The sequence below is a fragment of the Streptomyces inhibens genome (genome assembly GCF_022221585.1).
GTDB lineage: Bacteria > Actinomycetota > Actinomycetes > Streptomycetales > Streptomycetaceae > Streptomyces > Streptomyces inhibens.
This window is the reverse complement of the sequence record NZ_CP084681.1, coordinates 9030264-9051580: the sequence shown is the minus strand read 5'-3', so window position 1 is coordinate 9051580 and position 21317 is coordinate 9030264. Positions and strand designations below refer to the sequence as shown.

The window sequence follows — 21317 nt, the reverse complement described above, 5'->3', positions numbered from 1 at the left end:
GCACCACCGCGCGCGGCACCGTGGCCAGCCCGGCCGCGGCGAGGCCAGCACCGTCTCCAGGGTGGTGTGCAGGTCCAGTTGTACGCTCAGGACGACGTCCGAGGCGACCGTTTGCAGCTGGACGGGGGCTCCTCTCGTACGGAGCGCGGCGGCGGCCTTGCGCAGCCCCGGCTCGTGCTGTGGCGCGGCGACCGCGCACAGAGAGCGGTTCCTGGTGCGAAAGCCGAGGGCCAGGGCCGCGTCGCGCACCCCTACCAGCCGGACGGCGTCGAGCTGGCCCGCCGCTGTGCGAAGCGGCTGGGGCTCTCGCACACCGACATCATGACGGTCGCCGGGCATGACTCCATCAATATGAAGGATCGTGTGCCGACGGTGATGCTCTTCGTGCCGTCCTCGGAAGGGGCCTCGCACAACGAGTTCGAGTACACCGCGGACCAGGGCATGTTCGCCGGCGTGGCCTTGCTGACGGAGGCGGAGGTCGTGCGCAGCCTCGCCGCCGGTGAACTCACCGGGTGACGTTGCGGCCGGGGGCGCTGTCCGACCCGCGCCACAGGCCCCGGGGGCGGAGCGAAATCCGCACCGCGCAGGGCGAGTTCACCGCCCCTCCCCGACCGCACCGGCGCGGGCTCGGACGGTGCGACGCCGGACTGTCAGACCCCTCGGCTACGTTGTCCCCATGACGGAATTCGTACTGGTTGCAGGCGCGTGGCTCGGTTCGTGGGCGTGGGACGAGGTGGTGCCGGAGCTGCGTGCGGCCGGCCACGGCACCCATCCCTTGACGCTGTCCGGACTCGCCGACAGGCAGGGCGTGCCGGCCGGTCAGCAGACCCACGTCCAGGACATCGTCGACGAGGTCGTGGGCCACGATCTGCGCGATGTCGTCCTGGTCGGGCACAGCTACTCGGGCATCCCGGCCGGTCAGGCCGCCGAGCGGATCGGCGACCGGCTGGCCCGCGTGGTCTTCGTCGACTCCAACGTTCCGGCCGACGGCGAGTCGTTCGTGTCCGGATGGCCCGACGGCCGGGCCATGGTGGAGGCATCGATAGCCGAGAACGGGGGCTTCTGGGCACCGCTGACCGCGGCCGACTTCGACGGCCAGGGCCTGACCGGCGAGCAGATCGCACGGATCGTGGGCGGCTCCACGCCGCACCCGGGGGCCACGCTGACCGAGCCGGCCGTGCTGGCCCGCCCGCTCGGCGAGCTTCCGGCGACATACATCAAATGCCTGCTCGACGGCGCCGAGCCGAGCGACGACGTGGCCGCACTGCTGACCGGCGAGCACTGGCGGCTGGTCACGATGGACACCGGCCACTGGCCCATGTTCTCCCAGCCACGGGAGCTGGCACGGATCCTCCTGGACGCGGCCGGGTAGCGGACGTCCGGCTGGGACCTGCTGTGCGCCCTGTCCACCTGCCCCGGCGGCGGCCTGCCGGGCCCAGGCTTCGGGGGCCGCGGTGGGTGCGGTCGCCGTCGCGGGCAGGCTCCGGCAAGGGCGGAGCGCCCCCTCTGAGAAAGTGGTAGATGCACGTAGATGCACGTAGACGCTCGCCGCTTGTCGCAGCCGAAAGGACCCCCCTATGCGCCTGCTCCTGATCCGTCATGGCCAGACCCCGTCCAATCTGGAATTTCTCCTGGACACCGCCGTCCCGGGGGCGGGCCTGACCGCGTTGGGCGAGCGGCAGGCCGCTGCGTTGCCCGAGGCGCTCGCGGGTGAGGACATCGAGGCGCTGTACGCCTCCACGCTGGTCCGTACCCAGCTGACCGCCGCCCCGCTGGCCGCCGCACGCGGGCTGGACGTGCGGGTGCGGGACGGCATCCGGGAGCTGTCCGCCGGGGATCTGGAAATGGTGCGCGGGGACTCCGAGGCGGCCAAGGCGTACATGACCACGGCCTTTGCCTGGGCGGCAGGAGAGACCGGGCTGCGGATGCCGGGCGGGGAGAGCGGTGCGGAGGCACTGGGGCGGTTCGACGCGGTGGTGGCGGAGGCCGCCGACGGTGGCGCCGGGACGGTCGCCATGGTCAGCCATGGCGCGGCGATCCGGATGTGGACGGCGGCCCGTGCACGGAACGTGGCGGTGCCGTTCGCCGCCGCGCACCCGCTGGACAACACGGGCGTGGTGGTCTTGGAGGGTTCGCCGTCGGCGGGGTGGACGGCGCTGTCCTGGGCCGGCGCCGCCGTCGCGACCATGGCGTCCGGATCGGACGGCGGACCGACCGGACGTCCGCTGGAGCAGCCCGCGCAGTAGGACCTGGACGCTTCCGAGCAGGCCCGTACGGCGCGGAGCGCTCCCTCCGTACGGAGCCGGGCGAGAGCGGCGGTCAGTCGTCCGGCATCTCCGCCAAACGGAAGGGCCCCGCGGCACCGGGGCCGAACATCACCGGCAAGTGGTGTCCCAGCGGCACCACGACGAGCGGCTCGTCACGGTACTCCCGGAGAAAGTTCTCCAGCGGCTCCCAGATGAGGCCCCGATACCCCGACTCGGTCCGTTGACGTTCGAAGGAGAGGGTCAGCGCGGACTCGCCTACGGTGACACTCACCGCGTCCAGCTCCAGCCACTCTCCGCCGATCCAGGCTTCGAGCCTCACATATGACATGGCGCAAGGGTGCCTTGTACCGTGTCGCGCTGGCAATCGGCCACGATGGAACGTCCGGCGACAACTGCCCGGCCACGGGGCAACTGCCGCCTCACAGGCCGACCGCGGGTCGGGCCCACCGGTCCCGCGCGGGCGCCCCTGGTGATTGAACAGAAGCCGCCGGCACGCCGTATCAGATGGCGGCGGCCCCGACCTCCCGAGCCTGGTCCGCCGTCCCACCACCGGGTTTCGCACGGAAGGACCTTGGGTTGTCGCACTTCACCCGCTCTCGTCAGCTGCCGGACAGGGACAAGGCAACACCGGAGGACGGTGCGCGGGGCGACCACGTCGCAGACGGCGCCGCCGGTGACGACCCGGACGAGGCCGTCGTATCCGTCGGCTGGCGGGATCGGCATCCGGCCGCGGCACGGGCCCTGGCATGGACGGGCACTACCCTGGCCGCCGCGCTGGTGCTCTTCGCCCTCCTCCTGCCGGACGAACTCACCCGCCTCACGCCGGGCGAGTTCGTGCGTCTTCCGGTGGAGGGCATCTTCGGCGCCGCCGTGCTGCTCGTCCTGCCGCCGAAGGCGAGGCAGGTGGTGGCGGTGCTCGCCGGGGTGGGCCTCGGCGTGCTGACCCTCCTGAACGTCCTCGACATGGGCTTCTACGCGGTTCTCGTCCGGCCGTTCGACCCGGTTCTCGACTGGATCCTGTTCGACGACGCCGAGTCGTTCCTCAGGGACTCGGTGGGCCGGGTGGACGCGATCGGGGTCGTGATCGGGGTCGTGGTCCTCGTCCTCGGTCTGTTCGTCCTCATGACGCTGGCGGTCGTGCGGCTGAGCCGCCTGATGGTCCGGCACAGCGCCGTGGCGACCCGTGCCACCTTCGTACTCGGGACCGCGTGGATCGCGTGCGCGGCGCTCGGTGTGCAGGTCGCCGGCGTGCCGGTCGCTTCCAGGAGTGCGGCCGAGCGCGTCGAGGACCGCGCGGACCGGGTGCGCGCGAGCCTCAAGGACGAGCAGGTGTTCGCCAAGGAAGCTGCCCACGACGCCTTCCGTGACACGCCTGCCGACCAACTGCTCACCGGGCTGCGCGGCAAGGACGTCCTCTTCACCTTCATCGAGAGCTACGGCCGCAGCGCGGTCCAGGACCCCAGGATGGCGGCGCAGGTCGACGCGGTGCTGGCGCACGGGACCGGTCGGCTGCGCAAGGCCGGCTTCTCTTCCCGGAGCGCCTTCCTCACCTCACCGACAGCGGGCGGCGGCAGCTGGCTGGCCCACTCCACCTTCATGTCGGGCCTGTGGATCCCGAACCAGCAGCGCTACCGCACCATCACATCGAGCGACCGGCTGACCCTCACCGGGGCCTTCCGGCGCGCGGGCGCCTGGCGCACGGCCGGCATCATGCCGGGCGTCACCCGGTCCTGGCCCGAGGGGAAGTTCTACGGACTCGACAACGTCTACGACACCCATCAACTCGGCTACCGGGGGCCGCAGTTCAGCTGGTCACGGATACCCGACCAGTACAGCCTGTCGGCCTTCGAGCGGCTGGAGCACGGCAAGCCGGACCGCAAGCCGTTGATGTCGGAGATCATCCTCGTCTCCAGCCACAACCCCTGGGCACCCATCCCCAAGATGATCGGCTGGGACGAGCTCGGCGACGGCTCGGTCTACGGCGCCATCAAGAAGGCGGGCAAGGACCCCAAAGAGGTGTGGAAGGACCCCGCACAGGTGCGCACCGAGTACCGGCGTGCCATCGAGTACTCACTGAACAGCCTCATCTCCTACGTGGAGAAGTACGGCAACAAGAACACCGTGCTGGTCTTCCTCGGCGACCACCAGCCCGTACCGACCGTCACCGGCGACAAGGCCGGCCGGGACGTACCGATCGCGATCGTCGCCCACGACCCGGCCGTGCTGAAGCGGATATCCGGCTGGGGCTGGCAAGACGGGCTCAAACCCGGTCCGAAGGCCCCGGTCTGGCGGATGGACACCTTCCGCGACCGCTTCCTGACCGCCTACGGCCCGCAGCCCGGCGCCACTCCGCCATCGCCGGGCCGGTAGTCGCAGGGGGCATCGATCACCACCCGCTTCGCCAGGAGTTCGAACTTCGCAGGCACGTTGCCATCAGCCTGACCCATCGTTGAATACGTCATGACCAAGACGCACCGCCTCCTCGCCGCCGTGATCCTCGCTGCCGGCGCCACAGCTGTCACCGTCCCCTCGGCGAACGCCTCCCAGAACGACCGCCCGCTCTTGTTCAGCGTGGACAACGAGCTGGCCAAGCTCAACGACCTCGGCCCCAACGGCAAGGTGGCACGGGCAGCGACCTCACTCGATCCCGTCCTCGGCCTGCTCGCCCCCGTCACGGGCGTGCTTCCTCGCTGACACGTCCGGGTGGCGGCGCTCCCGGTCGCCACCACACGCCGCCTCGGGGGTCCCGCCCGAGGTATCGCCGACCGCGCATCCCTCGTAACTCCGTGGCCCCTGGCGGCACTTGGGCAGCTCGAAGGGCGGCTTCGGAGCACAAGAGGCCAGCACCATAAGCCATCCTTTAAGAAATGCAAAGTAGCATTATGAGGGTAAATCAGGTCGCATGCGCGGAGTCGTGCAATGTGCGGCGACGTGCCCGACACCCCTGGAATGAATACTTCCGCTACTTCCACATGTGGTAGCGGCGACGCGACGCCAAGTAGTCGCACGTTCATACGGAATCGCGAATTCAGCGCGGCGAGCATTTCCGGCCGAACACCGGCAATCGTCTGGTTGCGGGCGGCGGATTACGACAAGACGATCCGACTGTTCCCGCATGTCGATCGGCCCGTGCGCCGGCCGATCGGCATGTCTGTCTGCGAGGAGGTCCTGTGAACGACCAGACGAGTCTCAGCCCGGATGCGGCACGGCAGCTCGCGAACACCACCAAGACCAGCCCGCAGATGCGCGGCATCACCCCGCGCTATCTGCTGCGTGCCCTGCCCTGGGTGGACGTCGAATCGGGCGTCTTCCGCGTCAACCGCCGCCGTACGTACGTCCTCGGCGACGACCGCATCAGCACCCACACCGACGGCGGTTCACCGCGCGTCATTCCGGGAGACCTGCGGGAACTGCCGTACCTCAGGGAGGCCGACGACGCGCTGCTCTCCGAACTCGCCGGCGCCTTCACGGAAGTCACCTTCGAGGCCGGCCAGATGCTGGCCCAGGACGGTGACGCGCACGACCAGCTGTGGGTGATCGTCCAGGGACGCGCCGAGAAGCGGGTGAGCGGCCGCTACGGCGAGGACGCCGTGCTCGAAGTGATCGGCGACGGCCAGTTCTTCGACCTGGACGCCTGGACCCGCTCCGAGCCCATGCCGTACCGCGTCAGGGCGCTCACGCCCGGCGTGGCGCTGTGCGTCGAACGCAGCGTGCTCGCCGGGCTGTGCGACCGCGACGCGACGGTGCGGGGAGCCATGGACGCCTACCTCGCGGCGGACGGCATCATGCCGGGCGCCGAGGTGCCGGTCGATCTCAGCGCCGGGCATGTCGGTGAACCCGACCTTCCCACGACGTTCGTCGACTACGAGGACACGCCCCGCGAGTACCACATGACCCTCGCCCAAACCGTACTGCGCGTGCACACCAGGGTCTCCGACCTCTACAACGGGCCCATCGACCAGATCCGGGCCCAGTCCAACCTCACCGTGCACGCACTGCGCGAGCGGCAGGAGTCCGCGCTGCTCAACCACCCGGAATTCGGCCTCTTCAACAACGTGGCCCCTGGGCAGCGGGTGCAGGCGCGCACCGGCTCCCCGACCCCCGACGACCTGGACGAGCTGCTGGCCCGGGTCTGGAAGCAGCCCGGCTACTTCCTCGCGCACCCCAAGGCCATCGCCGCGTTCGGCCGGGAATGTACGCGCCGGGGTGTGCCCCCGATCATCGACAACCGGTTCGGCAGCCCGCTGCTGACCTGGCGTGGAGTTCCGCTGCTCCCCTCCGACAAGGTGCGGTTCTCCGGCAACGCGGGCATCGGCACCACCGAGATCCTGCTGATGCGCGTGGGCGAGGCGGAGCAGGGCGTGGTGGGTCTGCGTCCCGCGAAGGTCGAGGACGAGGTGGAGCCCGGTCTGTCGATGCGGAACATGGGCGTCGACCAGAAGGGCATCACGTCGTACCTGATGACGGCGTACTTCAACACCGCGGTGCTGGTCGAGGACGCGCTCGCCGTGCTCCAGAACGTCGAGGTCGCCAACTACCATGACTACTCCTGACGTCACCCGGAGTCTGTGGCCGGGTACGGCTGTGACTCCGACCCCGCTTGCCGGCGGTCTGCCGTCCGCCGATCCGGTCTCGGCACCGGTCAACACCCCAGTCACAGCACCGGTCACCGACCCGGTCTCGGCACCGATTACCGCCCCGGTCTCGGCACCGGTCACCGCCCCCGAGGCCCAAGCCACCCAGCCCGCCCAACCTGCCGGCCTCCCCGGCCAACCCGCCGCCTTCTCCCCCGAGTTGGCGCGGCGGGACTTCCCGATCCTGCACCGGACCGTGAACGGGCACCCCCTGGTCTGGCTGGACAACGGGGCAACGACACAGAAGCCACGCCAGGTGATCGAGACACTGGCCTCCTTCTACGGATCCGCCAACTCCAACATCCACCGTGGTGCGCACACCATGGCCCGGGAGGCCACCGAGGCCTACGAGGCGGGCCGGGCGGCGGTCGCCCGGTTCCTGGGCGCACCCTCACCGGACGACATCGTCTTCGTCCGCGGCACCACCGAGGCGATCAACCTCGTCGCCCAGAGCTGGGGACGGGCGAACCTCGGCCCCGGGGACGACATCCTGGTACCGGTGCTGGAGCACCACTCGAACATCGTCCCCTGGCAGTTGATCGCCAAGGAGACCCGGGCCCGGGTGGTGCCCGTACCCCTGCAACCGGACGGCCAGATCGATCTCAACGCGTACGCCGATCTGCTCTCCATGCGCACCCAACTCGTCGCGATCAGCCATGCGTCGAATGTGCTCGGCACCGTCCCGCCGGTGCGCGAGATGACCGCACTCGCGCACCGCTACGGGGCCAAGGTGCTGGTGGACGGGGCGCAGGCGGTGGCGCACTTCCCCGTCGATGTGCAGGACCTGGACGCCGACTTCTATGTGTTCTCCGGCCATAAGCTGTTCGCCCCCACGGGCATCGGCGCGCTGTACGCGAAGCCGGAGATCCTGCGGAACATGGCGCCGTGGCAGGGCGGCGGCAACATGATCGAGTCGGTCGACTTCACCCGTACCACCTATGCCCCCGTACCCCACCTCCTGGAGGCCGGTACCGGACACATCTCCGGCGTGGTCGGGCTGCTGTCCGCGCTGAACTGGCTGACCTCCTTCGACCGGGACGCCATCGCCGCCTACGAGACCTCGCTGATGGCGCACGCACAGCAAGCCCTGTCCACGGTTCCGGGACTTGAGCTGCTGGGCTCCGCGCCCGACAGAATCGCCGTACTGACCTTCACCCTGGCGGGCCACGACCCGACGGAGATCGCCGACTGGCTGGACCGCGACGGCATCGCCATCCGCGCCGGCCACCACTGTGCCCAACCGGCCCTGGCCCACTACGGCCTGCAGAGCGCGGCCCGTGCCTCGCTCGCCCTCTACAACACACCCGAGGAGGTGGACAAGCTGGTGGCGTCCCTGCACGCACTGCAGCAAGCCACCTGACGCCCCCGACCGTCCGACGTCGCCGACCGGAGTCCGGTCGGCGACGTCGGCGTCGGTGAACAGCCGGGTCAGATCCGGTCGAGGATCTTGTTCATCTTCTTGACCTCGGTCGACTGGTTCTTGACCACATCGTCGGCGAGCTTCTTCGCCGTGGCGTTCTTGCCGTTCTTCTGCTCGTTCCTGGCCATGTCGATCGCGCCGTTGTGATGGGCGATCATCATCCGCGCGAACTTCCGGTCGAAGTCCTTGCCCTTGGCGGCCTTGAGCTCCTTCATGTCCTTGTCGGACATCATCCCCGACATGCCGGAGCCGTCCATGGAGTGGGAGCCGTGGTCCATACCGGGCATGGATCCGCCCGACACAGGCTTGCCCCAGGCCTTGAGCCAGGACTTCATCTTCTGGATCTCGGGGTCCTGAGCCTTCTCGATATCACCGGCGAGGGCCTTGATCTCCGCGTCCCCGGCCCGGCCGTCGGCGAGCTCGGCCATCGCCACGGCCTGCTCGTGGTGGGGGATCATCATCTGCGCGAACAGCACATCCGCGTCGCCGAACGCACCCGGTGCGGGGTTGGCGCCGGCGCCCTGGGTGACCGTGGCCGACGGCTTGCTCCCGTGGTCCATGCCGCTCGTGTTGTCGTCACTGTTGCCACAGGCGGCGAGCACCAGCCCGGCCGCGGCAACGGCGCCGACCAGGACGATACGGCGGGCCGGCGTGCGTCGCACGGCATGCTTGATGGTGGTCATGTCAACCTCGTGTTGTCTGTTCTGCTCTGCGGAATTGTTGGCGAACGGGGCGACGCGGGCAGCGAGAAGCGCCCGCGGCGGCGTTCGGCCTAAATCCGCAGGACCGACAGTTGAGCGAGGTCGGGTTGGGGCGGTGGCGGATTGGGGCGCTGCGCCGTGAGGGCGCCGGCGCGCAGCCGTACGAGCCAGTCGGGCCGGCGGCTGAGCGCCGCCCGCAGCAGACCGGCAAGGATCCAGCCTCCGAGCACGGCCACACACAGGGAGGTCATGTCCATCGCCATGCCCGGACCGTGCGAGGACGACTTCGTCGTCATGTCGTGGCCCGAGGAGCGCGACGAGGCAGCGGCCGCCTGTGACGGCGAGGCCATGCCGTCGCCCATATGGGCGCTGGAGGCGGCTGCGTGCGCCGCGCTCCCCATGGCCGAGCCGGAGGAGCTGTCGGGATGGCCCACCGTATGCATCACGAAGACGCCGAGCGCGAGCACGACAACGAGCAGCAGCTGCCCACAGGCACCTGCCGCCCGAATCCCGCGGTGCGCACTCACGTCATGACCTCCGGCATCGACCCTACCCAAGCGCCCGCCCGCACGGCGCAGCACCCCAGGAGCCGTGAAGTCGCGACGTACGGCGCATCGATCGGCTTCCCCTCAGCCATGACCGACGACGCCGGTCGTGCGGTCCTCGGCCACCCGGCACACGGCATCGAGAAGACCGTCCCGCTGCGCCGACAGCTCCCGCGGCAACGGTGTCTCATCGCGTACCGCCTGGCCCAGACGCCACTCCAGCGCGGCACCGATCACCGGCCGGAAGCGCGGCCACCGTTCACGCGCCCAGCGAGCGGCGTCGGCCTTGCTTGTGTGTCGTGCCGTGGTCAGCGTCAGCAGCGCCCGGCAGGCCGTCAGGACCACATAAGCATGACCTCCCCGGTGCACCACCTGCGCAGCCCCGTCACGGAGCGACAGCACCTTGCGGGCCACGGCCGCACGCACCGTCTCCGCAGGCACGGCGGTCACCGCACATTCCAGCGGGCGGCCATGGACCGTAACGCCCGTGTCGTGGACGAGGTGCCGGTTGAGGATCCACTCCTGCGAAACGGGCTCCGCGTGCAGCGGGGAGCCGGGTGACACCGTGGCCAGAATCGACGGCGTGCCGGAAGCGTTCAGCTCACCGGAGAGCGAGGAGAGCAATGCGGCAGGCGCATAGATGAGGTCGATGCGATCGGTGAATTCGGGATGGCTGGACCAGAAACGGTGGTGCCCGGCATCCAGTGCGCTCAGGACGTCAGGGCTCAGTCCACCGGTGACGGCGGCCATCAGGTCGATGTCGCTCACGCCCTCGTCGTAGTCGCCACTGACCGCCGACCCGTACAGGTACATGCCTACGAGGCGATCGCCGAGCGCCGATCGGACTTCGTGCAGCAGGTCGGGCAAGACCTGCTGCACGGCGAGCGGGCATCGCGTCACTCCACGCCCGGCCGCGCCGTACGCAGCGCTACTCGGCGCCTGTGGTTCATGCGGGTTGTCCACGTCGTTACCGTGCCATGACTCCGGTCAAAGCCCCACCCGATTACGGGACCCCTCGCCGGCCTCCCTCAGCCGGGTCGCCGCCGCTTTCTCATCGGCGGTCGACAGCCAGAAGTACAGCGGCGGCACGGCGAGTTCGATGACCGTCAGGGCGACCTGGAACCACTGCGGCCGGCCGTGGAGGGCCATGGACAGGATCCGGCCGACTCCGCCGAGCAGAAAGATGCCGGCGAGCCACCGCACCGCCCGGGACGAAATGGGCGACTGCCGGGCCGCCCAGATCCAGGCGAGGCCGTACCCGAGGAAGATCGCTCCGTAGTACCGCTCCCGGCTGTCGACGGTCGCGCCGGCCGTGCCCTCGCCCGGCACCGAGTCGATGCCGAGCACGAGGTGGAAGGCGCCGATCGCCACGCAGGCGATCCCCATCGCCAGCACAAGCCATGTGAGGAGCCTGGCCATGATCCGACCACCCTTTCCCCGTTAGTAGATACCTGTCTACTAACGGGGAAGTTAGGGCGGATAGTAGACAGATGTCAAGTAACCTGTGGGGCGTGACCACACGCCGCAGACTCGCCCCCGCCGAGCGCCGCAGCCAGCTGCTCGGCGTCGGAGCACAGCTCTTCGCGGCGAAGCCGTACGACGAGGTGTTCATGGAGGACGTCGCCGAACGAGCCGGCATCTCCCGCGCCCTGCTGTACCGCTACTTCCCGAACAAGCGCGACCTGTTCGCCGCGATCTACCAGCAGGCCGCGGACCAGCTGCTGGCCGATACGGCACTCGATCCGGCCCTGCCCGTCGTCGAGCAGCTGTCCGCCGGACTCGACGTACACATCGACTACTTCGTCGCCAACCGGAACACCGTGCTCGCGGCGAACCGGGTGCTCGCCGGAGATCCGGTGATCCAGGCCGTCATCACCGACGAACTGGCCGAGCTGCGGCGGCGCCTGCTCTATTCCACCGGACTCGGCGACGGCCCCAGGGAGTTGGTGTCGGCCGCGCTGATGAGCTGGCTGGTGTTCGTCCGCACCCTGTGCGTGGACTGGCTGACGAACCAGTCGTTCTCACGCACCGAGCTGCGCGCCATGTGCGTCGGCGCCCTGCTGGGGGCGCTCCGGCCCATCATGGATCTCGAACGGCTCGCCCCAGGCACCGGCACGGACCCCGGCACCGGCGGCTGACCACCCGGGGCGCCGGCATCCAGCACATGACCGTAGCCCAGCCGTGGCCACGACCTCGTACCCCACCTCGCACGGCGTGGGCACCTCTGGCCCCTCCGTTCGGCCCGGCGACGCTCTCCCTCACCTACCTCCGTATACCCAACGAGCGGTAGAAGCTGAGGAGTTGACCCCATCCCTCATCCGGCTCCGCCCGCCGCAGTACGGCTCGCGGAAGGGTGCATACACGCGGTTGCGGAACCGCGCAACCGCTGGGAGGTGGGAGCGGGTGTTCAGCGCGCCGCAGGATCACCGGCACGGTTTACTTACCGGTGGGGAGTTGGCCAAGCTCCCGGCCAAGCACGTACGGGGAGCGGGAGAGGTCATCCCCCCCGGGGGGTGTAATCCACCGGTAAAGGAACGGCACGGTCGTCGTTTCCGGCAAGGCTCAGGCCGGTGTCCCGCACATCCTGTGTCGCGTGCCGGCAGCCCGTTGGAGTGGCACTGTTCCGCCAAGTGGTCGTAGCGTGTCGGCAGAGGAGCAACGACAGCCCCGCGGGGAACGTGGCCAGCACGAAGACCGCACCCTGCGTCGCAGCCGATGTCCACACATGCGAAGCGGTGAGGAGCGGATATGCGAGCTCACAAGGCAAAGGCAGCACTCCTGGTCTGTGCCGGGGTGGCACTTGCGGCAGCAGCCGTACCGGCGCCCGCCTCCGCCTCTCCGGAACAGCCGGCGCAGACCCGTGTAGCGGCCATCGACTGCACCGGGCAGCCACAGGTCCGCCCCGGCGATTTCATGCTCGCCTGCGGCGACGGCAACAACGTCCTGAAGTCGCTCCGGTGGTCGCAATGGCAACCGCAGTCCGCTGTCGCCGAGGGAAACGACCTGGTCAACGACTGCCAGCCCTACTGCGCAGCAGGCCACTTCCACAGCTACCGCGTCCACGTACGGCTCGACAACCCACAGCTCCGCCCCGGTCACCCTGGGCAGCGGCAGTACACCCGGGTGACCCTCACCTACGTCGGGGACAGGCCGGCCGACACGCCCCGAGTCGTCACCTCCCAGCTCTGGAGCTGACGGGGCCCGCGAGCTCGTGGCAGTGGACCTTTGCGACGCGACCCGGTCCACCTGGACGGCGATCCGGGTGGAGCCGTAGCGGCGCCGCGTCCTGACCACAACGCTCGGTTCCGCTGACCCCTCACCCAGGAGCCAACAGCCCCCACACAGACTTGAGTTGCTGGTCTTTCATTCGCTGTGCTCATCCCGTCGCGGCTCTTCGACCGCCGGGGCCTGCCACGCGGCACGGACCCGCTGAACGGTTTCGGCGGCCTGCCGGACGCCGGCACGGTAGGACGGTTGCCAGGCCGACCGGTCGTGCAGGTCTTGGCCGAACACCCGTGCCGTCGCCTCGTCGGGACCGATGGTCACCACGGCGTCCGCACCGACTTCGGCGAGTTCTTGGGCGAGCGGCTCACGGGGGAACAGGTGCGCCAGCGGCTCGATGACGACCACCACGCGGGCGCCTGTCGCCAAGTCGGCGCTGGTTCCCGACCGCAGACCGCCGTCCATGTACGTACGGCCGTTGATGGTGAGCGGTGGGTAGAAGCCAGGGAAGGCGGTGCTTGCCGCCACGGCGGACGGCAGTGGGACACCGCTTGCGCAGTCGAAGACTTCCGGCTCGCCGGTCTCGGCGTCCACCGCCGTGATGAGCAGCTTCCGGTCCGGCCATTGGTGTGCGCCGACCAGGACACCCATACGGGCCAGATGCGCCTGCTCGGGGCCGGTCTCGGCGGCCAGCGCGAGCTGACCCACCCGCCGCCGCGCCGCGGCGGGATCGGAACCGGCGGCGCCGAGCACGGCGAACACCTCCCCCAGCCGACGCCTGTCCACCTGGGGAGGGGCGATGTCGGAGTCGGCAGGCCGCGGAGGAGTGGCGAGCCGATCCGGGTCCTGGCCGGTGGCCAGCACCGCGCCGATGATCGCGCCCGCCGAAGTGCCGACGATCAGATCCGCCTCAGCGAGGTCCACACCGGCCCCGCGCATCCCGCCGAGGAGCCCGGCCATCCAGGCGGTACCGACGACCCCTCCGGCGCCGAGTACGACTGCCCGCCGGTGAGATCCGGAGGGCACGTTTGACGCAGCCGCCCTCGTGGTCACCGGTCACGCTCCGCTCGCCTCGTCTTCGGCACGCCTTCCCCTTCGCCCGATCAGTTGTTCCCGCTGAGGCTATACCGCGCCGACGGAGCGGCCTCGCCGGGCTGTCGCGCGATTCCTCGCGAACGGCACTCCGCCACCTGCCAGTTGGCGGCTGACGGGTGACAGGTGACAGGTGACGATCGGCATAGGGGCCATCACCAGGCTCGACATGAAACCCGTCCACCGCCAGGGAGTGGGCAGTCCCCCTGCGCCGAGGGATGCCAAGCTCCTCACGAGCGAGCCGTCCACCTCAGGCATCCCGGAAACGATGCATCCCGATCTCGGCTCCCGGCTCCCGGCTCCCGGCTCCCGGTTCTCGGCTCTCGGCTCTCGGAATAGCGGACAAAGTGCCGTGATTCATTGAATTCGGGAACATCTGGAGATCCTCATGACCTTGCCCCCCCGCACTCATCCAGGCCGGGCGCCACCACCATGGAGGCCGCCGCGATCATGACCCTTCCGGTGAAGGCATTTCCAGGGGTGACCGGCCTTGCCTTGACGAACCGGCCATGCCCGACCTTGACTGCCAGCGTCCCCCACCACGGGTAATGCCTTGCCCCCTGACCGAAGGTTCGAACATGACGGTTGACGCCACCGCCGCCACTGAAGTCGGGCAGTTCCTGCTCGGCGACTCGTTCCCCTGCCTTGCCGGCCGCTCGGCATGGCGGCAGGGCGGCATCACCCACCATCACTACACGTGGTTCGGAGACGACACGGCGGCGCGGCACATGGCGGCTGATCTTCAGACGTATGTGGAGGCGGTGGACTGGGACGCCAAGCCCTTCACGAGCTTCGTGGCCACCTTCTCGGGCCTCCTACAGGTGTCGGACACCGAGTTCGAGCACTTGATGTGGCAGCAGCTACAGGCCGTACACGATCATGACAGCCGTACGCACGCCTGGGCCGACGGCTATGCCCCCGACCCGTCGTCCCGTACCTTCGCCTACAGCGTCGCCGGGCACCCCTTCTTCGTGATCGGGCTGCACGAGACGCACAGCCGCATCGGCCGCCGCCCGCCCTTCCCCATGCTCGCCTTCAACTCGCACGCCCAGTTCGACCGAATAAAGGCCGCCGGCCTCTGGGACCGGCTGCAGGAGAAGATCCGCAAGCAGGACATCGAGTTGCAGGGGGACATCAACCCCAACCTCTTGGAGTACGAGCAGCTCTCCGAGGCCCGGCGCTACTCGGGCCGGCGCAAGCCGGCCGACTGGACGTGCCCCTTCACCGCACGGGTCTGAGCCCGACCGGCCCGGGGCGAGTGCTGGGTGGCGACGAACGATGACGGGCTGATCGGGCCTGCGGGAGCGGCCGGCACCGGCCATCGGATGCGAGGGGGATCCACCCCTTCCCGTTCCTCAGTCGTGGCTTCCGTCAGGGCGGGGCCCGTGCATGACGTACGCCGCGGTGCCCGCGAGGAACAGGGTGGCCGCTGTCGCCCAGGCGGCGGGCTCGGGGCCCGGCTGCATCGCCCAGGCCCATACCGTCACGGTCCGGCCGTGGACGCCCCCGCCGGCAAGGTACTGGGTGCTGAGACAGACGATCATCGGCAGCCAGCTCAGCCGGGCGCCGATGAGGGCGGCGGCCGGCGCCGAGATGCCCACCGCGCCGAGAAGATTGCGGACGATCGCCGACGCGCCAAAGGTCTGTGCGTGTCCGGGCACCGCGAGGGCGAGCAGCGCCGCGCCCAGGGCGGTCAGGGCCAGTAGATGGACGAGACGCCGGGGCCACCAGGGGCGTACGGCGGCCCGGTCCAGTTCCGTGGAGTGCTGGTGCAGGCTCGCGCCGATCGCCGCGGCGGCGAGCATCGGCGCGAGCGCCACGACGGGGACCCGTTTGTCGGGGTCGATGTAGGCGTGCAGCTCGTGGGCGCCGAGGGCGGCCAGCAGCGCGGTGGCGAGCAGTGTGGCCACGGTGGCGGGGAGGACGCGGGAGCGGGCATAGAGGGCGAATCCGTACGTCGCGGGGTAGGGCGAGACGGGCGCGTTCGGGGTCGTCACAGTGCGGGGACCTTCTTCGTGTCGCAGCTGCCGTGGGTGGCGAAGTAACGGCCGAGCCAGGCGCGTCGCTGGTCGGGGCGCATGGCGGCGAGGTGGTGCAGGGCCCGCTCGCGTGTGTCGAGCGCGGTGGCCTCCGCGGTGTCGCCTCGTTCCCGGGCCTGCCGGCGCGCCTCCGCACGTCTGCTGGTGCTGAGGTCGTTGGAGACCAGCCACTCCATCACCGCGTCGTCGACGGGATGCGTGGTCGGCGCCGCGCAGTCGCGGGTCAGCATCCCGGCCGCGGCTTCCCATGCGAACGCCTGGGGATCCGCCAATTCACCGCGTACGACACTCTGTCCGAAGTAGAGGTCGGGCAGCTGTGCCTCGTCGCGGTGGGGGTCCTGGGGCAGGTTTTCGAAGCGGACGGGGGCGTGTGCCACTCCCTCAAGCCGTCCCGTGAGGCCGGACAGCGCTTTCGATACCGCCGGGAGCAGGTCCCTGTGCACGGCGTTGACGCACACCTGTGGTGACGAGTCGTCACAGATCTGCTTCTCGGCAAGCGGGTTGGGGTACCACATGTGCTCGCCGGTCCGCCCGATCGGCACCGCGGCCACGATCGCGACGGCCAGCGGAAGCAGCGCGGTGTAGCGGTGCCGCCGGGCGGCGTGGCCGAGGACCACGGCGGCGGCGAGGCCGCCCGTCCACGCGGCCATCGCGAGCGGCTGCCACCAGACCGGTACCCAGCCATCGGGGCTGTAGCCCTCGGCCGGTCCGAGGAAGCGCAGTGACGACTGCTGGTACATGGGCAGCGCCAGCGCCACGTATCCGCACAGGGCGAGCAGCGGCGCGGCCAGGCGCCAGCGGACGAGCCGGCCGACGACCATCCCGCCGCAGGACATCGCGGCCAGGAACACCGTGTCGGCGGCCAGGGGGCCGAACAGCGGCCGCCCGGCGGAGGCGTACGGCCAGGTGGCGAGGAACGAGCCGGCGGCCGCGACCGCGTGACCGACGATCACGGCGAGCGCCACCGGAAGGGCGGCCACCACGAACTGCGCGAGTTCGCTCCGGGCGCCGGTGGCCCATAGCTCCGCCGTGCGCCTGCGACGCTCCCGGCCGCCCTGCCAGCACCCCGCACCCGCGGCGAGCGGGCCGCCGAGCAACACGGCCGCCGAGTGCAGCCGCTCCTGTGTCTCACCCCAACTCCCTTGCCAGTAGCTGGCCTTTCCTGCCATCGCGCCGACGAGGGTGAGGCACATCGCGAGCGCGATCCAGGGGGCGAGTCCGCCGCGTATCTCGGCGAACACGGGGTGGCGGGCGCGCCGGGTGGATCGCGACGACCCCGCGGCGTCGGGGCGGGACGGGGTGTGCGGGATCAGCTGGGTGGTCATCGGCGGGCTCCCGTCGTGGTCGCCACGGTGGCGCGATGGCCGCGCAGGGCGGCGGTGTAGCCGCGCTCGACGGGATTGCCGCCGAGGTCCGCGCCGGCGTCGCTCTCGCCCAGCGCCGCGAGCGATGCCGGAGTCCCGCGGTACGCCACACGACCGGATGCGAGGAGCGTCACCTCGGTGCATGCCACGGCGACGTCCTCCACCAGATGCGTGGAGACGATGACCGTGGTCTGCGCTCCCAACTCCACGAGCAGCGACCGGAACTCCACCCGTTGCTCCGGGTCGAGGCCGGCGGTCGGCTCGTCGAGCAGCAGCACGTCGGGCTCGTTGACGATGGCCTGGGCGATGCCGGCCCGCCGCACCATGCCGCCCGAGAGCGTGCGCACCTTGGCGTCGATACGGTCCGCGAGCCCGACCCGCGCCACGGCCCGCTCGACGGCCGCGCCGGCGACATCTCCCGGCATGGCCTTGAGCCATGCCACGTACCCGACGAACTCCCGCACGGTGAAGCCCGGGTAGTACCCGAAGTCCTGGGGCAGATAGCCGAGCCTGCGCCGGGCCGCGGACAGCTCCCGGTGGCCGGACAGCGCGTGGCCGAGCAGCTCGACCCGTCCGCCGGCGGGACGGGCGACCGTGGCCAGCACCCGGATGAGGGAGGTCTTGCCGGCGCCGTTCGGGCCGAGCAGTCCGTGCACGCCGGGGCCGAAATCGAGGTCGACGCCGTCGAGGGCGACGGTCCTGCGGTGCCGGACGGTGAGGCCGTTGACGCTGATGGTGCTCACGAGTTCTCCAGACGGTTCAGGTACGAGCCCGGGCCGTGGTCCGGGGCGAAGTCGAAGGCGCGACGGCGCAGCGCGAGCAGCCCGGCGCAGCACAGGGCGGCCGCGGCCCACCCGCTCTGCGTGGCGCTCCCGGAGACACACCGCCCCAGCTGCTCGGCGAGCACGGCCGGTGTGGGAGCCCCGTCGGGGGCGTGGGCCGCGGCGGGCAGCAGTACGGCGAACGCCCAGCCGGCGGCGACGAGCGCGGCGGCGGTACGGCATCCGGTGTACGAGCCGAGCGCGAGCGTCCCCACGGTCAGCGCCAGCCCTGGCAGTAGCCAGGCCGCCGCGCCCGGCACTCCGGGCGGCGCGGGCAGCAGGGCACCTACGGCGGTGAGCAGCGGCAGGCTGACGCCGAGCACGGCGGTGGTCCTGATCAGCAGCAGCCGCAGCCCGCCGGACGGTGCCGCGGCGCTGATCTCGTACATCGGATCGGCATACGGCCCGTAGGAGAGCGCGACCCCGGCGAGCGGGAGCACCGGCGCCAGCGCGAAGAACACCGACCGCGCCGCGAGGAACCCGGCGCCGTAGGCCAGTGCCACGGCTCCCGCGCACACCACCAGCAGGGCCACGCCCCATGCTCCGCGCAGGGCAGGCCCGGCGGCCCAGACCGTTCGCGCGAGCCGGCCCGGCAGGGAGGCAGGAGCGGGCCGGGCGACGATCCGGCGGCCCGGGCTCGGGCGTAGTGGCGAACGACGCGCCCTCGCCCCCCTCTTGCGTACGGTCGCGCCCGCGCCCTCCCCCGGGGCCTCCTCCGCGACGGTGCGCAGCAGCGCGCCCCGCACGTCCTCCAGCAGCGGCCCCGCCGTCCCCGTCGCGCGAACTGCGGCCGAGACGATGGCCGCACACCGGCCGCACGCCTCCACATGCTTCTCCAACGACCAGGCATCCGGCTCCGGCAGGGACCCGTCCGCGTAGCGCCGGCCCATCGCCTCGTCCACATGCCACGCCGGTCCGCCCGGGCTTACCTGTTCCCTCTTCATGCGAGACCTCCCCATGGCGTCGCCGCATTCCCCAACTCGCCCAATACAGCGCGCAGTTCACGCCGGGCGCGCATGGCCCGTGTTTTGACGGTGCCCTCGGGTATGCCCAGCAGCTGTGCGGCCTCACGGGTCGTCAGCCCGTCGATGACCGTGGCCCGCAGCACCTCACGCAGCTCCGGTGACAGCCGGTCGAGCGCGGTGCCCACATCCCCGTACTCCAGTCCCCCGAGGGCACTGTCCTCCGCCGACGGCACGGCCGCCGGAGGCTCGTGCACGACACGCCCGGCCCGTGCCTGCGCGCGCTGCGCGTCCACCAGCCGCCGCGCCGCGATCACCCACAGCCAGCCGCCGGCCTCTCCCGACCGGTACGAACCGGCGGACCGCCACACGGTGACGAAGGTGTCCTGGAGCACCTCGCGCACGGTCTCGGCATCGGCACACCGACGCGCCAGCCGCGCGTGCAGCCAGCCGGCGTGCCGGTCGTAGAACGCGGCCAACGCGGTCTGGTCCCCTCGTGCGATGCCGCGCAGCAGCGCGGCATCGTCGTCCCGGTCTGCCCTCAAGGGGCGGAATCGCTTCACGCCTCTTCTATCGCTCGGCGGACGGAAACGGTTCACGAACGGGCGGACGACCTGCGCGGACGATCTGCGACGTCCGGGTTGCCGGCCTTGTCCGGGTTCCTAGTGCCGCGCAGCGCAGTGGTGGCGACCGCTCAGGACGAAGCCTGTACGGCGGCGCGTTCGCGGGCGGCCGCGGCCCGTCGCGGGTCACCGAGCTGTGCCTCCAGGCGGGCCTTGGCCGACCAGTTGTACGGGCAGATCGGGCGCAGCTGGATGCGTTCGCTGAGCAGGGTCCGGGCCAGGTCGGTACGGCCTGCGCGGAGCGACGCCTCGACGAGGGTCCGCTGGATCGCGTCCCGCTGGGCGTGGCTGCCACCGAAGGCGTTCAGGCGGTGGCGGATGGGCAGCAGCAGGTCGGCGGCACGGGCGTAGTCCTGCCGCCCGTAGGCGATCAGCGCGCGGCAGACCGGCAGGCCGATCTCGGCCGTCATGGCACCGTTGGAGACATCGGGCTCCGCCGCCACCCACTTTTCCCGGTCCTGGACCAGGCGCTGGGCCTGGTCAATGCGGCCCGCGCCCACGTAGGCCATGACCGCGTGCGCGTCGTTGAAGGCGTAATGGGGGCCGTCGTCGCGGCTCTCCCAGGCGTCGGCGAGTGCCTCCCACCGTGCGCTCTGTTGGTCCTGCGCCAGGTACAGGCGCCACAACAGGGCGGCGGCGTCGAGCAGTTCCATCGCCACGCCCGCCGACCGGTCGTGATGGAGCACGGAGTCGTAGATCTCCAGTACGCGGGCGGTGTCGCCGGTCTCCAGCGTATAGAGGGCGTAGTGCCACCAGTTGTGGACGGTGAGCAAGGTGCCGCTCGCCCAGTCGTCGGTACGGGCGTCGAGAAAGCGGATCCCGTCCGTGAAACGTCCGCGCATCTCATACGTGTGCACGACACCATGGACGCCCCACACATCGTGCGGATGCCGCGCGAGGGCCGCCCGGCCGACCTCCTCGGCATGTTCGTAATGGCCCGACTCCTCCAGGCCGAACGCGTACATGCCGAGCAGCGGACCGTGGTGTGGATCGCTCTCGTCCCAGGCGTCCAGTGCTCCGCCGACGCGGTCACGGAGGCGCTGGGCGTCGCCGGTGAGGAAGTCGTGCTGGTGACCTGCGAAAAGGGCCAGCACATCGCGTGGGAAGGCGACGGTGAGGTCACCGAGGATGCGGCCCGCGCCATGCATGTCGCCGTCCAGCCATGCCGCTGCGGCGGCGAGATGCATCCGTTCGCGGGACGTCAGCCTGTCCGTGTCCAGGCCGGAGCGAAAGCGGAGGAGGCCGTCGCGCGCCGCGGCCGCGTCCTTCTCCTCGGTGCCCAGCACCCCCAGATATGCGGCCAGCGTCTGGCCCATCACGGACCGCGGCGAGGCGGCGAGTACGGACCGAGACGCCTCCAGGACCTGGGGGCGGAAGAACAGCAGGTCGTCCAGGGCCTGTTCGTAACGGGTGAGGGCCTCGGCGCCGGTGTCGGTCATCAGGTGCCCGTGCCGGTCCGCTGTCATGGGTGACTCCTGGGGGGTGAGTGTGACAACTGGCTGAACTGCGGTGACGAGAGCGGTGACGGGACAGGCCATCGTGACAGCGGGCGAACGGGCCGGCCGTCAAGCCATCCGGTCGTCCAGCCATCCGGCCGCCCGATGGCTCGTCTCCATCCTTCCTCGAT

22 protein-coding genes are annotated in these 21317 nt (G+C 70.6%); 10 read left to right on the top strand and 12 right to left on the bottom strand.

Annotation, left to right across the window (positions count from 1 at the left end; all coding sequences use genetic code 11):
• Positions 1-111 precede the first annotated feature (111 nt).
• The 3 genes from KI385_RS40675 to KI385_RS40665 all read left to right on the top strand — a co-directional run bounded on the left by KI385_RS40675 (position 112) and on the right by KI385_RS40665 (position 2246).
• Positions 112-516 (top strand): M20/M25/M40 family metallo-hydrolase, encoded by a 405-nt coding sequence (locus KI385_RS40675; protein ID WP_238577016.1) that lies wholly within the window; start codon positions 112-114, stop codon positions 514-516.
• A 160-nt stretch (positions 517-676) separates the two neighbouring features.
• Positions 677-1372 (top strand): alpha/beta fold hydrolase, encoded by a 696-nt coding sequence (locus tag KI385_RS40670; RefSeq protein ID WP_238577015.1) that lies wholly within the window; start codon positions 677-679, stop codon positions 1370-1372.
• A gap of 205 nt (positions 1373-1577) precedes the next feature.
• On the top strand, positions 1578-2246 hold the full coding sequence (locus KI385_RS40665) for a histidine phosphatase family protein (RefSeq protein WP_238577014.1): 669 nt from the start codon (positions 1578-1580) through the stop codon (positions 2244-2246).
• A 73-nt stretch (positions 2247-2319) separates the two neighbouring features.
• Here the strand turns inward: KI385_RS40665 and KI385_RS40660 are convergent, their stop codons facing one another.
• The gene (locus tag KI385_RS40660) at positions 2320-2595 is read right to left on the bottom strand and encodes a hypothetical protein (protein ID WP_238577013.1); all 276 of its coding nucleotides are present in this window, start codon (positions 2593-2595) and stop codon (positions 2320-2322) included.
• Positions 2596-2843: 248 nt separating this feature from the next.
• On the opposite strand from KI385_RS40660, the gene KI385_RS40655 reads away from it, so the two are divergent.
• The 4 genes from KI385_RS40655 to KI385_RS40640 all read left to right on the top strand — a co-directional run bounded on the left by KI385_RS40655 (position 2844) and on the right by KI385_RS40640 (position 8261).
• Positions 2844-4637, top strand: coding sequence for an LTA synthase family protein (locus KI385_RS40655; RefSeq protein WP_238577012.1), 1794 nt, complete (start codon positions 2844-2846; stop codon positions 4635-4637).
• A 90-nt stretch (positions 4638-4727) separates the two neighbouring features.
• Positions 4728-4961: a hypothetical protein gene (locus KI385_RS40650; RefSeq protein WP_238577011.1), complete on the top strand. Its 234-nt coding sequence runs from the start codon at positions 4728-4730 to the stop codon at positions 4959-4961.
• 476 nt (positions 4962-5437) lie between these two features.
• The gene (locus KI385_RS40645; protein ID WP_238577010.1) at positions 5438-6820 is read left to right on the top strand and encodes a family 2B encapsulin nanocompartment shell protein; all 1383 of its coding nucleotides are present in this window, start codon (positions 5438-5440) and stop codon (positions 6818-6820) included.
• Positions 6807-8261: a SufS family cysteine desulfurase gene (locus KI385_RS40640; protein ID WP_238577009.1), complete on the top strand. Its 1455-nt coding sequence runs from the start codon at positions 6807-6809 to the stop codon at positions 8259-8261. The genes KI385_RS40645 and KI385_RS40640 overlap by 14 nt, the downstream gene beginning before the upstream one ends.
• Positions 8262-8329: 68 nt before the next feature.
• Here KI385_RS40640 and KI385_RS40635 read toward each other — a convergent pair whose 3' ends face one another.
• From KI385_RS40635 to KI385_RS40620, 4 genes are all read right to left on the bottom strand, one after another.
• Positions 8330-9004, bottom strand: a complete 675-nt coding sequence (locus KI385_RS40635) for a DUF305 domain-containing protein (protein ID WP_238577008.1) — start codon at positions 9002-9004, stop codon at positions 8330-8332.
• An 89-nt stretch (positions 9005-9093) separates the two neighbouring features.
• A complete protein-coding gene (locus KI385_RS40630) occupies positions 9094-9549 on the bottom strand; it encodes a DUF6153 family protein (protein ID WP_238577007.1) in 456 nt (151 codons plus the stop codon).
• A gap of 102 nt (positions 9550-9651) precedes the next feature.
• Positions 9652-10434: an aminoglycoside adenylyltransferase domain-containing protein gene (locus KI385_RS40625; protein WP_238577006.1), complete on the bottom strand. Its 783-nt coding sequence runs from the start codon at positions 10432-10434 to the stop codon at positions 9652-9654.
• A 120-nt stretch (positions 10435-10554) separates the two neighbouring features.
• Positions 10555-10986, bottom strand: a complete 432-nt coding sequence (locus tag KI385_RS40620; protein WP_238577005.1) for a DUF4345 domain-containing protein — start codon at positions 10984-10986, stop codon at positions 10555-10557.
• A gap of 92 nt (positions 10987-11078) precedes the next feature.
• Here KI385_RS40620 and KI385_RS40615 point away from each other — a divergent pair, with 92 nt between their 5' ends.
• Together KI385_RS40615 and KI385_RS40610 are read left to right on the top strand one after the other, a co-directional pair.
• The gene (locus KI385_RS40615) at positions 11079-11705 is read left to right on the top strand and encodes a TetR/AcrR family transcriptional regulator (protein ID WP_238577004.1); all 627 of its coding nucleotides are present in this window, start codon (positions 11079-11081) and stop codon (positions 11703-11705) included.
• A 610-nt stretch (positions 11706-12315) separates the two neighbouring features.
• On the top strand, positions 12316-12762 hold the full coding sequence (locus tag KI385_RS40610) for a hypothetical protein (protein ID WP_238577003.1): 447 nt from the start codon (positions 12316-12318) through the stop codon (positions 12760-12762).
• 168 nt (positions 12763-12930) lie between these two features.
• On the opposite strand, the gene KI385_RS40605 is transcribed toward KI385_RS40610, so the two are convergent.
• On the bottom strand, positions 12931-13815 hold the full coding sequence (locus tag KI385_RS40605) for a patatin-like phospholipase family protein (protein ID WP_238577002.1): 885 nt from the start codon (positions 13813-13815) through the stop codon (positions 12931-12933).
• Positions 13816-14459: 644 nt separating this feature from the next.
• On the opposite strand from KI385_RS40605, the gene gntA reads away from it, so the two are divergent.
• Complete coding sequence (gntA, locus tag KI385_RS40600; protein WP_238577001.1) at positions 14460-15119, top strand: guanitoxin biosynthesis heme-dependent pre-guanitoxin N-hydroxylase GntA; 660 nt, start codon at positions 14460-14462, stop codon at positions 15117-15119.
• 117 nt (positions 15120-15236) lie between these two features.
• Here the strand turns inward: gntA and KI385_RS40595 are convergent, their stop codons facing one another.
• From KI385_RS40595 to KI385_RS40570, 6 genes are all read right to left on the bottom strand, one after another.
• Positions 15237-15878, bottom strand: coding sequence for a hypothetical protein (locus KI385_RS40595; RefSeq protein WP_238577000.1), 642 nt, complete (start codon positions 15876-15878; stop codon positions 15237-15239).
• Positions 15875-17245, bottom strand: coding sequence for a hypothetical protein (locus KI385_RS40590; RefSeq protein WP_238576999.1), 1371 nt, complete (start codon positions 17243-17245; stop codon positions 15875-15877). The genes KI385_RS40595 and KI385_RS40590 overlap by 4 nt, the downstream gene beginning before the upstream one ends.
• Complete coding sequence (locus tag KI385_RS40585) at positions 17242-18027, bottom strand: ABC transporter ATP-binding protein (RefSeq protein ID WP_238576998.1); 786 nt, start codon at positions 18025-18027, stop codon at positions 17242-17244. Before KI385_RS40585 ends, KI385_RS40590 begins: the two co-directional genes overlap by 4 nt.
• Positions 18024-19049 (bottom strand): zf-HC2 domain-containing protein, encoded by a 1026-nt coding sequence (locus KI385_RS40580; protein ID WP_238576997.1) that lies wholly within the window; start codon positions 19047-19049, stop codon positions 18024-18026. The genes KI385_RS40585 and KI385_RS40580 overlap by 4 nt, the downstream gene beginning before the upstream one ends.
• Complete coding sequence (locus KI385_RS40575) at positions 19046-19630, bottom strand: RNA polymerase sigma factor (protein ID WP_238576996.1); 585 nt, start codon at positions 19628-19630, stop codon at positions 19046-19048. Before KI385_RS40575 ends, KI385_RS40580 begins: the two co-directional genes overlap by 4 nt.
• A gap of 131 nt (positions 19631-19761) precedes the next feature.
• Complete coding sequence (locus KI385_RS40570; protein ID WP_238576995.1) at positions 19762-21156, bottom strand: tetratricopeptide repeat protein; 1395 nt, start codon at positions 21154-21156, stop codon at positions 19762-19764.
• Positions 21157-21317: the final 161 nt, after the last annotated feature.